A 10,908-nucleotide genomic window follows, 5' to 3' on the forward strand; every position below is an offset into this window, starting at 1 on the left:
CAGCTACGAACGAGATGCGGGCCTGCAGCACCGCACCGGCGAGGTGTATGCCGAGTTGGCCGCCGCGCAATGGTGCGGACGGTGGCTGGTGGCGCCCGAGGATGCCGATCCGGACCGACTGGCGGCCCGGTTGAGGGCGGGGCGGGCGGCTTCGGGTGGCCCAATGAGTGAATTTTCCGGGTAAATCGGGTCCAATCGCGGTTATCGAGCGCGAAACGCCCGTGTGGCGCGACGGATTTGCGCCGATCTGGTGACACCATGGACACCATGAGGCAAAGGATTCTGGTTGTCGACGACGATGCATCGCTCGCCGAGATGCTCACGATCGTATTGCGGGGGGAGGGTTTCGACACCGCCGTCATCGGTGACGGCACCCAGGCCCTGACCGCGGTGCGCGAATTGCGGCCCGACTTGGTGCTGCTGGACCTGATGCTGCCCGGGATGAACGGCATCGACGTCTGCCGGGTGCTGCGCGCCGATTCGGGCGTGCCGATCGTCATGCTGACCGCCAAGACCGACACCGTGGATGTGGTGCTGGGCTTGGAGTCGGGGGCGGACGACTACGTGATGAAGCCCTTCAAGCCCAAGGAACTGGTTGCGCGGGTGCGGGCACGCCTGCGCCGCAACGACGACGAGCCCGCCGAGATGCTGTCCATCGCCGATATCGACATCGACGTACCGGCACACAAAGTGACCCGCAACGGTGAGCAGATCTCGTTGACGCCGCTGGAGTTCGACCTGCTGGTGGCGTTGGCACGCAAGCCGCGCCAGGTGTTTACTCGTGATGTGCTACTCGAACAGGTCTGGGGGTACCGGCATCCGGCCGATACGCGCCTGGTGAACGTGCACGTCCAGCGTTTGCGTGCCAAGGTCGAGAAAGACCCGGAGAACCCGACAGTGGTTCTGACCGTTCGAGGAGTGGGTTACAAGGCCGGACCTCCGTGATCCGCGCCATCAACATCACCGAAGCCGATGCGCGGCAGCGCAGCGATGAGGTGGGACGGCTCCGGTGATCTGGGCCTCACGGCGACGAAGCAGGGGTCCATGGGGTCGTTCCGGACCTCTGTCCCACGGACTCAGCAGCGTGAGCCGCGCGGTAGCCGTCATCTGGCGTCGGTCGCTGCAGCTGCGGGTGGTTTCCCTGACGCTCGGCCTCTCGCTGGCGGTGATCCTGGCGCTGGGTGTGGTGCTCACCGGCCAGGTCACCAACCGTGTCCTGGACGTCAAGGTCAAGGCCGCCATAGATCAGGTCGAGCGGGCGCGCACCACCGTGACCGGGATCGTCAGCGGTGAGGAGACCCGTTCGCTGGACAGCAGCCTGCAACTGGCCCGCAATACGCTGACCTCGAAAACCGATTTCGCCTCCGGCGCCGGGGTGGTCGGGGCCTTCGACGCGGTGCTGATGGTGGCCGGTGACGGGCCGCGGGCCGCCTCCTCGGCCGGGCCCGTCGACCAGGTTCCCAACGGCTTGCGCGGCTTCGTCCATGCCGGGCAGGTGGCCTATCAGTACGCCACCGTGCACACCGACCGCTTCTCCGGCCCGGCGCTGATCGTGGGAACCCCGGCGTCTTCGCGGGTGGCGAACCTGGAGCTCTACCTGATCTTCCCGCTGGCCAACGAGCGGACCACGGTCACGCTGGTGCGCAGCACCATGGCCACCGGCGGACTGGTTCTGCTGATCCTGCTCGCCGGGATCGCGCTGCTGGTGTCCCGGCAGGTGGTGAACCCGGTGCGCTCGGCGTCGCGCATCGCCGAGCGGTTCGCCGAGGGGCACCTGTCCGAGCGGATGCCGGTCCGCGGCGAGGACGACATGGCGCGGCTGGCGTTGTCGTTCAACGACATGGCCGAGAGCCTGTCCCGCCAGATCGGCCAGCTTGAGGAATTCGGCAACCTGCAGCGCCAGTTCACCTCCGACGTCAGCCACGAACTGCGCACACCGCTGACCACGGTGCGGATGGCGGCCGATCTGATCTATGACCACAGCAGCGATCTCGACCCGGCCCTGCGGCGCTCGACCGAGCTGATGGTCAGCGAACTGGATCGCTTCGAGAGCCTGCTCAACGACCTGCTGGAGATCTCGCGGCACGACGCGGGGGTGGCCGAACTGTCGGTCGAGGCCGTCGACCTGCGGGCCACCGTCAACAGCGCGCTGGGCAACGTCGGCCACCTCGCCGAGGATGCCGGAATCCCACTGCTGGTGGATCTGCCGGATGAAGAGGTGATCGCCGAGGTGGACGCCCGCCGGGTGGAGCGGATCCTGCGCAACCTGATTGCCAACGCGATCGACCATGCCGAGCACAAGCCGGTCAAGATCCGCATGGCGGCCGACGAGGACACGGTAGCGGTGACCGTCCGGGACCACGGCGTCGGACTGCGCCCGGGGGAAGAGAAGCTGGTTTTCAGCAGATTCTGGCGTTCGGACCCGTCCCGCGTGCGTCGCTCCGGCGGCACCGGGCTCGGCCTGGCGATCAGCATCGAGGATGCCCGGCTGCACCAGGGCCGGTTGGAGGCGTGGGGCGAGCCCGGCCAGGGCGCATGCTTCCGGTTGACCCTTCCGCTGGTGCGCGGGCACAAGGTGACCACCAGTCCGCTGCCGATGAAGCCGGTGCCGCCGGCGAACTCCCAACCCGTTTCGCAGCCGGTGGGGCAACCGGAGTTCGCGACCGCCGAGCTTTCTCGCGAACACGCCGAGCGGAGTGGCTGATGGGCGGGTTTGGCCGCCGGGTCCTGCCCGGCGGGCGGGTGATGCTCATGCTGACCGTCACCGCCGCCGTGCTCGCCGGCTGCGCGAGCGTGCCCAGCACGTCGGCTCCGCAGGCCGTGGGCACCGTCGATCGGCAGGTTCCGTCGAACCTGCCCAAGCCGACCCCGGGGATGGATCCCGACGTGCTGCTGCGGGAGTTCCTCAAGGCTACGGCCGACCCCGCCAACCGACATCTTGCCGCCCGTCAGTTCCTCACCGAGTCGGCGTCGGATTCCTGGGACGATGCCGGCAGCGCGCTGTTGATCGACCATGTGATTTTCGTGGAAACCCGTGGGGTCGAGCGGGTTTCGGTGAACATGCGAGCCGACATCCTGGGTTCGCTGTCGGACGTGGGGGTGTTCGAGACCGGCGACGGGAAACTTCCCGACCCGGGGCCGATCGAGCTGGTCAAGACATCCGGCGGCTGGCGCATCGACCGGCTGCCCAACGGCGTCTTCCTGGACTGGCAGCAGTTCCAGTCCACCTATCGGCGCAACACCTTGTACTTTGCCGACCCGACCGGCAAGACGGTGGTGCCCGATCCGCGCTACGTCGCGGTGTCCGACCATGACCAACTGGCCACCGAGCTGGTTTCCAAGCTGATCGCCGGGCCGCGCCGGGAGATGGCGCAAACCGTGCGCAACCTGCTGGCGGCGCCGCTGCGGCTGCACGGACCGGTGACCCGGGCCGACGGGGGCAAGAGCGGAATCGGAAAGGGCTACGGAGGCGCTCGGATCGACCTGGAGAAGCTGGCCACCACCGATCCGCACAGCAGGCAGCTGCTGGCGGCCCAGATCATCTGGACGCTGGCCAGGGCCGATATCCGGGGGCCGTACGTGATCAACGCCGACGGCGCCCCGCTGGAGGACCGGTTCGCCGAAGGCTGGACCACCTCCGATGTCGCCGCCACCGACCCCGGTGCCGCCGATGGCGCCGGCGCGGGGATGCACGCGCTGGTCGAGGGGTCGCTGGTGTCCCTGGACGGCCAGCACGCCACCGAGGTTCCGGGTGCTTTCGGGCACATGGGCGACCAGACCGGTGCGGCGCTGTCGCGCGGCGGGAACCTGGTGGCATCGGTGGTGACGCTGGGGCGGGACGCCCCCGACACGGCCGCTTCCCTGTGGATCGGGGAACTGGGCGGCGAGGCGGTCCAGTCCGCCGACGGCCACAACCTGTCGCGGCCCAGTTGGTCGCTGGACGACGCGGTGTGGGTTGTCGTGGACACCAACAACGTTTTGCGGGCGATCGCCGAACCCGCCTCGGGCCAGCCGGCCCGTATTCCGGTCGACTCCGCCGCGGTGTCGACCCGCTTCCCCGGGCCGATCACCGACCTGCAGCTGTCCCGTGACGGGACTCGCGCCGCGATGGTGATAGCGGGGCAGGTCGTGCTGGCCGGTGTGGAGCAGACACAGGCTGGCCAGTTCACCCTGACCTACCCGCGCCGGCTGGGGTTCGGCCTGGGCGACTCGGTGGTGTCGCTGTATTGGCGGACCGGCGACGACATCGTCGTGACTCGCAACGACGCCAACCACCCGGTGTCCTACGTCAATATCGACGGAGTGAACTCCGACGCGCCCACTCGGGGCCTGCAGATTCCCCTGTTCGCGATCGCGGCCAACCCGTCCACGGTCTACGTCGGGGGCCCGCAGGGCGTGATGATGTACTCGGCGTCGGCCGTCGACAGTCAACAGGGCTGGTCAGAGGTGCCGGGTCTGATGATCGGCGGCGCGGTTCCGGTGTTGCCCGGCTGAGGCGTGTGCCCCACTCCTTCGGGTGGGTCCGCGAACCGGCTACCCTCGCTATGAGGAGGCGGATGCCGATGGCGCCGAAGGTTCCCTTCCTGCGTTGGGAAGATTCGTTCCGCGCGCTGGACGCCCTGTCATCGTTGTGGTCGTCTACCGGTTTGCCGTTGGTGGGTGCCGGTGCCGCGCAGGCGGCCGCGGTGCCCTATCGGACGTTGTTCGCCACTTTCCAGCAGCTGGTCGTCGGCAAGCGGATCACCGTCCGCATCGGCGACCAGGATGTCCGGTTGACCGTCACCGAGCTGGAGTCCGCATTGGAGACGCAGCGTCTGACGGTCGGCCAGTTGGGCGAGGTCCGGGTAGCCGCGGACGACATCAGCTGGGACGAGCACCGATTGCACAGTGCCGTTGCCGTCTTGCACAACGTGCACTTCCGGCCGGGGGTGCCGCCGGTCGTGGTGGCGGCGCCGATCGAGTTGTCCACGGAGCTGCCCAAGGAAATATTGGACGACGTGCTGCGGCTCGCTGTGCCGCAGTTGCACAGCGAAGTCGGCGACAACGGGGCGGCGCAGCTGCGCTGGGCGCGGCGGCCCGGGTGGGGTGGAGTCGAGATCGACACCGACGTGGTGTCCACCAACTCCGAGACCACGCTGTGGCTGCGCCCGCGGGCGTTGGTCACCGGGAAGCGCCGCTGGAAATTGCCGGGCCGTGCCCCGGCCTATCAGGTGCCGCTGCCCGAGTTGCCGCACGGGCTGATTCTCACCGGCGTCGAATTCGCCCCGGATGCGCTGCTGCTGTCCGGGCTGCTGCCGGAATGGCGGATGGAGCTGCCGATGCGGTACCTGGAAGAGCTGATCACCCGGTTGGGCCAGGGCGCGCTGAGCTTCAGCCGGCCGTCGCTGTTCGGGGGAGCGGATTGAACGGGCGACCGGGGGGCGACGGGCAGGGGGCCGGGGCCAGGGGGCAGGGGTCAGGGGGCAGGCCTGACTTCGGACACGGTCTCCGAGATTCTGCTTTGTTAGGTCTTTGACCTGTAGGTTTGCGTGGTCGGGTGGTCTGTTTGGGGTACTGGGCGGGTAGGTTCGCGCGGTGGTGGTGAATCGCTCCGGGGCGAGATTCCGCCTGCTTGCTCGCGAGCGTAACGCCAGGGCGAAATCCGAGGCGCGAAATCGCAGCCACGTTACGCTCGCGAACGACTCGCGCTCACGCCTGGGTACTGAGCCAAATATCCGAACTCAGGGCGGTGGTCGTCGCCACCACCGCGGGGATTTTCCCGATCACCAAGCTCGAGGAGATGGTCAACGTGGGGACGCTGTTCGCGTTCATCCTGGTCTCCGCCGGGGTCATCGTCCTGCGCAGGACCAGACCGGATCTGCCGCGTGCGTTCCGTACGCCGCTGGTGCCCGCGCTGCCGATCGCGGCGGTGTGCGCGTGCCTGTGGCTGATGGTCAATCTCACCGCCCTGACCTGGATCCGGTTCGGGATCTGGCTGCTGGTCGGAATCGCGATTTATGCGGGATACGGGTACCGCAATTCGGTCCAGGCGCGACGGAACGACAACGCCGGCCCCTAGGCACACAGGGGAGTCGCGCTTATCTAATGTACAAACAATCAATGTTTGTCTAGACATAGGACGGAAATACTCGTATTGTCTAACTCAGTGGTGTGACATCCAAGGAGGTTCGACACATGACCGCGGGAATCGACGCGCCGAACACGGGCGCACAGCACGCCGAATGGCGCGACAAGAAGCGCCACCTCTGGCTCATGGGACTCATCGTGCCCACCTCATTGTTCGTGATGCTTCCGGTCGTCTGGGGGATCAACCGGCTCGGCTGGCACGACGCCGCGCAGGTGCCGCTGTGGATCGGGCCGATCCTGCTCTACATCGTGCTGCCGCTGCTGGACCTGCGGTTCGGCCCCGACGGCCAGAATCCCCCCGATGAGGTGATGGAGCGGTTGGAGAACGACAGGTACTACCGTTACTGCACCTACATCTACCTGCCCTTCCAGTACGCGAGCGTCATCCTGGGCGCCTACCTGTTCACCGCGTCGAACCTCGGTTGGCTCGGCTTCGGCCAGGGCAACGGACTGGACTGGGCCGGCAGGATCGGCGTGGCCCTCTCGGTGGGCATGCTCGGGGGCGTCGGCATCAACACCGCCCACGAGCTGGGGCACAAGAAGGACTCGCTGGAGCGCTGGTTGTCCAAGATCACCCTGGCCCAGACCGCCTACGGCCACTTCTACATCGAGCACAACCGCGGCCACCACGTGCGCGTCTCCACTCCGGAGGACCCGGCCTCGGCCCGTTTCGGCGAGACGTTCTGGGAGTTCCTGCCCCGCAGTGTCATCGGCGGGCTCCGTTCGGCGGTGCACCTGGAGTCCCACCGAATCCGCCGGACGGGCCGCAGCCCCTGGGACCCGCGGACCTATCCGGGCAACGACGTGCTCAATGCCTGGGCGATGACGGTGGTGCTGTACGCGGCGCTGGTCGCGGGCTTCGGCGTCGGTGTGATCCCCTTCCTGATCATTCAGGCGGTCTTCGGTTTCAGCCTGCTCGAAGCCGTCAACTACCTGGAGCACTACGGCCTGCTGCGGCAAAAGATCGACACCGCATCCGGAAAAGGCCGCTACGAGCGCTGCGCCCCGGTGCACAGCTGGAATTCCGACCACATTGTCACCAACCTGTTCCTCTACCACCTGCAGCGGCACAGCGACCACCACGCCAACCCCACGCGTCGCTACCAGACGCTGCGCAGCGTGGCGGGCGCACCCAACCTGCCCAGCGGATACGCCTCGATGGTCTCGCTGACCTACTTCCCGCCGCTGTGGCGCCGGGTGATGGACCACCGGGTGCTCGAGCACTACGGCGGCGACATCACCAAGGTCAACGTGGCGCCCCGGCGTCGCCAGCGGCTCTTCGAGCAATACGGTGCCCGCCAGGAGGCCGCGGCGTGAGTGCCCGCTATCGGTGCCCGGTCTGCGACTACACCTACGACGAGGCCAAGGGCGATCCGCGGGAGGGGTTTCCGGCCGGCACCGGCTGGCAACGGATTCCCGACGACTGGTGCTGCCCGGACTGCGCTGTCCGGGAGAAGCCCGACTTCATCCGAGTTCTTCCCGACCAGCAATAAGGAGAAAAACGTTGTCCGACTACAAGGTCTACCAGTGCGCCCAGTGCGGTTTCGAGTACGACGAAGAACTCGGCTGGCCCGAAGACGGCATTGCGCCGGGAACCCGCTGGGCGGACATCCCCGAGGATTGGTGCTGCCCGGACTGCGGTGCGGCCAAAGCCGACTTCGCGATGGTCGAGGTGGCGCGCTGATGGTCGGCGCCAACTTGGCCGGCAAGACCGCTGTCGCTGACAGAACCGCTGTCGCCGGCCCGACCGGCATGGTCCCGCCGGTGCGGCGGGTGCCCTACGCCGAGGCTTCGCGAGCGTTGCTGCGGGACTCCGTGCTGGATGCGATGCGCGAACTCCTGCAGACTCGCGACTGGTCGGCCATCACCCTGACCGACGTCGCCCGGGCCGCCGGTGTCAGCCGCCAGACCATCTACAACGAGTTCGGATCCCGCCAGGGCCTGGCCCAGGGATACGCCCTGCGTCTGGCCGACCGGCTGGTGGATCTGGTCAAGAATGCCCTGGACACCAACATCGGCAAGGTCTACCAGTCCTTTGTCCAGGGTTTCAGCGCGTTCTTCGCCGAGTCGGCGGCCGACCCGCTGGTGATCTCGCTGCTGACCGGCGCCGCCAAGCCCGACCTGCTCCAACTCCTGACCACCGACAGCGCACCCATCATCACCCGGGCGTCGGATCGGCTGTCGACGGCTTTCACCCAGACCTGGCTGGCGACCAGCGCCGATGACGCCGCTGTGCTGGCGCGGGCGATCGTGCGGCTGTGCATCAGCTACGTACCGATGCCCCCGGAGTCCGACCACGACGTCGCGGCGGACCTGGCCCGGCTGATAACCCCGTTCGCCGAGCGGAACGGGGTGTCCGGCATCGGGTAGCGGCGCGCCGGGGGTTCCGGGGAATCCCGGGACGAATGGCCGCGGAGCGGGCGGCTACAGTGGCGGGGAGCGTAGGCCGAGGTTCGTTCGGCGAACTCGCCGCCGGGCCCCGCTTCGACCCTGGCCCCCCGCTCAGATCCCAGCATGAGCTCCCGCAGAAGGATGGCACCCGACTATGGCCTCGACCACCAACCCGCCGGCCGCCGACGTGCGCAACGGCATCGACTTCAAGATCGCCGACCTGTCGCAGGCGGAATTCGGCCGCAAGGAACTGCGGATCGCCGAGCACGAGATGCCCGGTCTGATGTCGCTGCGCCGGGAATACGCCGACGTCGCACCGCTGAAGGGTGCGCGGATCTCCGGCTCGCTGCACATGACGGTCCAAACGGCGGTGCTGATCGAGACCCTCACCGCACTCGGCGCCCAGGTCCGCTGGGCGTCGTGCAACATCTTCTCCACCCAGGACCACGCCGCGGCGGCCGTCGTCGTCGGCCCGCACGGCACCCCCGAGGAGCCGCAGGGCGTCCCGGTGTTCGCCTGGAAGGGCGAGACACTCGAGGAGTACTGGTGGTGTGCCGAGCAGATGCTCACCTGGCCCGACCAGGACGGCGCCGCCGCACCGGCGAACATGATCCTCGACGACGGCGGTGACGCGACCATGATGGTGCTGCGCGGCATGCAGTACGAAAAGGCCGGCGTCGTCCCGCCCGCCGAGGACGACGATTCCGCCGAATGGAAGATCTTCCTGGGGGTGCTGCGGGACCGTTTCGAGACCGACAAGGACAAGTGGACCCGGATCGCCGAGTCGGTCAAGGGCGTCACCGAGGAGACCACCACCGGTGTGCTGCGGCTCTACCAGTTCGCTGCGGCGGGCGACCTCGCTTTCCCGGCGATCAACGTCAACGACTCGGTGACCAAGTCCAAGTTCGACAACAAGTACGGCACCCGCCATTCCCTGCTCGACGGCATCAACCGCGGGACTGACGCGCTGATCGGCGGCAAGAACGTGCTGATCTGCGGCTACGGCGACGTCGGCAAGGGCTGCGCGGAGGCCGCCAAGGGCCAGGGCGCGCGGGTGTCGGTCACCGAAATCGACCCGATCAACGCCCTGCAGGCGCTGATGGAGGGCTTCGACGTGGTGACCGTGGAGGACGCGATCGCCGACGCCGACGTCGTCATCACCTCGACCGGCAACAAAGACATCATCATGCTCGAACACATCAAGGCGATGAAGGATCACGCCATCCTGGGCAACATCGGTCACTTCGACAATGAGATCGACATGGCCGGGCTGGAGCGCTCGGGTGCTGCGCGGACCAACATCAAGCCGCAGGTGGATCTGTGGACGTTCGGCGACACCGGGCGCTCGGTCATCGTCCTGTCCGAGGGGCGCCTGCTGAACCTGGGCAACGCCACCGGGCACCCGTCGTTCGTGATGAGCAACAGCTTCGCCAACCAGACGATCGCCCAGATCGAGCTGTGGACCAAGAACGACGAATACGACAACGAGGTGTACCGGCTGCCCAAGCACCTCGACGAGAAGGTGGCCCGCATCCACGTCGAGGCGCTCGGTGGCAAGCTGACCAAGCTGAGCAAGGACCAGGCCGAATACCTCGGTGTCGACGTCGAGGGCCCGTACAAGCCGGACCACTACCGCTACTGAGCCGCGCCCGGTGTTGATCGCGATCGAAGGCGTCGACGGCTCCGGCAAGCGCACCCTGACCGATGGTCTGCGACGGGTGTTCGAGGGATCCGGGAAGTCTGTCGCCACGCTCGCCTTCCCGCGCTACGGGGAATCGATCACGGCCGATATCGCCGCCGAGGCCCTGCACGGCAACCACGGCGACCTGGCTTCGTCGGTGTATGCGATGGCGACCCTGTTCGCTCTCGACCGGGCCGGGGCCACCGGCGAGATCGAGCGGCTGCGTGCCGGACACGACGTGGTGATCCTCGATCGCTACGTCGCCTCCAACGCGGCCTACAGCGCGGCGCGGCTGCACCAGGGGGCGGCCGGCGCCGCGGTGGCCTGGGTAGGGCAGCTGGAGTACCAGCGTCTCGGGCTCCCCGAGGCGGACTGGCAGATCCTGCTCGCGGTCCCGGCCGAACTCGCCGGGCAGCGTGCGCGCAGCCGGGAACGGGACGACCCGGCCCGGGCGCGCGACAGCTACGAACGAGATGCGGGCCTGCAGCACCGCACCGGCGAGGTGTATGCCGAGTTGGCCGCCGCGCAATGGTGCGGACGGTGGCTGGTGGCGCCCGAGGATGCCGATCCGGACCGACTGGCGGCCCGGTTGAGGGCGGGGCGGGCGGCTTCGGGTGGCCCAATGAGTGAATTTTCCGGGTAAATCGGGTCCAATCGCGGTTATCGAGCGCGAAACGCCCGTGTGGCGCGACGGATTTGCGCCGATCTGG

At 67.8% G+C, this 10,908-nt stretch carries 10 protein-coding genes and 2 pseudogenes; all 12 read left to right on the top strand.

The annotated features are described in order from the left end of the window. Positions 1–184: pseudogene (locus ACK5M9_RS12860) on the top strand (hypothetical protein); the annotation flags it as partial. A gap of 74 nt (positions 185–258) precedes the next feature. Beyond that, the gene (gene mtrA, locus ACK5M9_RS12865; RefSeq protein ID WP_416893555.1) at positions 259–945 is read left to right on the top strand and encodes a two-component system response regulator MtrA; all 687 of its coding nucleotides are present in this window, start codon (positions 259–261) and stop codon (positions 943–945) included. 64 nt (positions 946–1,009) lie between these two features. After that, the gene (gene mtrB, locus ACK5M9_RS12870; RefSeq protein ID WP_416893556.1) at positions 1,010–2,704 is read left to right on the top strand and encodes an MtrAB system histidine kinase MtrB; all 1,695 of its coding nucleotides are present in this window, start codon (positions 1,010–1,012) and stop codon (positions 2,702–2,704) included. A gap of 41 nt (positions 2,705–2,745) precedes the next feature. Then, positions 2,746–4,494 carry an MtrAB system accessory lipoprotein LpqB gene (gene lpqB, locus ACK5M9_RS12875; protein ID WP_416893562.1) on the top strand — a complete coding sequence of 583 codons (1,749 nt, stop codon included), beginning with the start codon at positions 2,746–2,748 and terminating at the stop codon, positions 4,492–4,494. Between the two features lie 68 nt (positions 4,495–4,562). Continuing rightward, a complete protein-coding gene (locus ACK5M9_RS12880) occupies positions 4,563–5,405 on the top strand; it encodes a hypothetical protein (RefSeq protein ID WP_416893563.1) in 843 nt (280 codons plus the stop codon). Between the two features lie 314 nt (positions 5,406–5,719). Continuing rightward, a pseudogene (locus ACK5M9_RS12885) lies at positions 5,720–6,058 on the top strand (amino acid permease C-terminal domain-containing protein); the annotation flags it as partial. Between the two features lie 116 nt (positions 6,059–6,174). After that, complete coding sequence (locus ACK5M9_RS12890) at positions 6,175–7,443, top strand: alkane 1-monooxygenase (RefSeq protein WP_416893557.1); 1,269 nt, start codon at positions 6,175–6,177, stop codon at positions 7,441–7,443. After that, complete coding sequence (locus ACK5M9_RS12895; RefSeq protein WP_416893558.1) at positions 7,440–7,619, top strand: rubredoxin; 180 nt, start codon at positions 7,440–7,442, stop codon at positions 7,617–7,619. The genes ACK5M9_RS12890 and ACK5M9_RS12895 overlap by 4 nt, the downstream gene beginning before the upstream one ends. A gap of 11 nt (positions 7,620–7,630) precedes the next feature. Beyond that, on the top strand, positions 7,631–7,810 hold the full coding sequence (locus ACK5M9_RS12900; protein ID WP_416893559.1) for a rubredoxin: 180 nt from the start codon (positions 7,631–7,633) through the stop codon (positions 7,808–7,810). Positions 7,811–7,878: 68 nt separating this feature from the next. Beyond that, complete coding sequence (locus ACK5M9_RS12905) at positions 7,879–8,496, top strand: TetR family transcriptional regulator (protein WP_416893564.1); 618 nt, start codon at positions 7,879–7,881, stop codon at positions 8,494–8,496. A 175-nt stretch (positions 8,497–8,671) separates the two neighbouring features. After that, positions 8,672–10,159, top strand: coding sequence for an adenosylhomocysteinase (ahcY, locus tag ACK5M9_RS12910; protein WP_416893560.1), 1,488 nt, complete (start codon positions 8,672–8,674; stop codon positions 10,157–10,159). 10 nt (positions 10,160–10,169) lie between these two features. Then, a complete protein-coding gene (locus ACK5M9_RS12915; RefSeq protein WP_416893561.1) occupies positions 10,170–10,841 on the top strand; it encodes a dTMP kinase in 672 nt (223 codons plus the stop codon). The last annotated feature ends 67 nt before the right edge of the window (positions 10,842–10,908 follow it).

It is taken from the genome of Mycobacterium sp. (assembly GCF_047975165.1).
Taxonomy (GTDB): domain Bacteria; phylum Actinomycetota; class Actinomycetes; order Mycobacteriales; family Mycobacteriaceae; genus Mycobacterium.